The 1,540-nt window shown below is 28.3% G+C and carries 1 protein-coding gene; it reads left to right on the top strand.

Annotated features, from left to right (window positions below; translation table 11 throughout):
* Positions 1–178: 178 nt before the first annotated feature.
* On the top strand, positions 179–1,540 hold a 1,362-nt coding region (locus L8X24_RS07875; RefSeq protein ID WP_263664336.1), incomplete at its 3' end, for a methyl-accepting chemotaxis protein.

Here is a 1,540-nt window from a genome sequence, read left to right as displayed (position 1 = left end):
ATGGGTTGATTAGTAAGCTAATTAGCTTAGTAAGACTTTCAAATTTAATTTCTTCAAATTTAATCTATCAATTTCATAATCTTTTTGTCTTTTGTGGAATTTACAATATTAAATCACAATTAAATTTTCATTGTAAAAATTTTATTTATAATTACAAAAATATTTTAGGAGAAAAGTAGTGAAAAGTGTTAAAATAAAAGTTGCTTTAATTGCAAATATCATAGCAATTGTATGTCTTTTGATTCTAGGAATTGTAACATTTATTTTTGTTAAAAATGCTCTTTTTCAAGAAATTGTTAATTCTGAACAAAATCGTTTAATTTCTACAAAAAATCTTATGATTAATTTCAAAGATGATACGTCTGATTCGTTAAAAAAGCTAAGCGAAACTATACTTAGACACCCTTATTCTGATTTAAATTCTGCCGAAAAATTAATGGACAACATAGGCTATCAATTAAGATCATTTAGAGATTCTGGCAATTTTCTAGCTGTTTATCTAGCCCAACCAAATGGAGAATTAATAGTAAGTGATCCAGATAGCGATAGTAAAGGCTTAGACTATGGAATTTATGGAAAAGCTGATAATTATGATGCAAGAACAAGAGAATTTTATATAGAGGCAATGAAAAATAATAGCCTATATATCACTCCTTCTTATATTGATGTTACAACAGGCTTGCCTTGCTTTACTTATGCCATGCCAATATACAAAGATGGTAATTTTATAGGAGTATTGGCAATTGATGTTTTGGTTAAAGATTTAGAAGATAGTCTTAAACAAATGCCAGGTGCGTCTTTTATTTATGATAAAAATCGTTTTTCATTTGTTTCAACAAATAAAAATTATATTGGAAGCGATCCAAATGTTGCTATTGTGGCGGATGGATTTAGTAAGGTAAAAGATGGTGAACCATTCTTTTATACCAGCAAAGAAGGAAATGAAAGACTTGCAATGTGTGATAACATAGATGGATATACAGTATGTAATATGGCGTATATTGATACAATTTCTCAATCAAGTGAGAAAATAGCCTATATACAAGCCATTATTGTTATTTTTACAAGTATTGCAAGTATTGTTTTGCTTTATTTCATCATCTCTTATTATCTATCACCTTTACAAGCTATACAAAATGGTCTTAGTTCTTTCTTTGATTTTATCAATCATAAAACTAAAGATTCTGCTATGATAGATGTTAAAAGCAACGATGAATTTGGAGTAATAGCAAAAGCTATTAATGAAAACATCACTAAAACTAAAAATGCATTAGAACAAGATGCTAAGGCAGTAGAACAATCAGTAGAAACCGTTAGAGAGGTTGAAGGTGGCAATCTAACAGCAAGAATTAGTGCAATTCCTGCTAATCCTCAATTAATAGAATTAAAAAATGTATTAAATGAAATGCTAAATGTATTAGAACAAAAAGTTGGTTCTAATATGAATGAAATTAATAGAATTCTTGATAGCTATAAAGCCTTAGACTTTACCACTGAAGTTGCTAATGCTAAGGGACATTTTGAAGTAACTACTAATGTA

The organism is Campylobacter sp. CNRCH_2015_0814, from assembly GCF_025772765.1.
Classification (GTDB): Bacteria; Campylobacterota; Campylobacteria; order Campylobacterales; family Campylobacteraceae; genus Campylobacter_D.
Note: the sequence above shows the minus strand (reverse complement) of the source record. Positions and strands in the feature narration are given on the sequence as shown.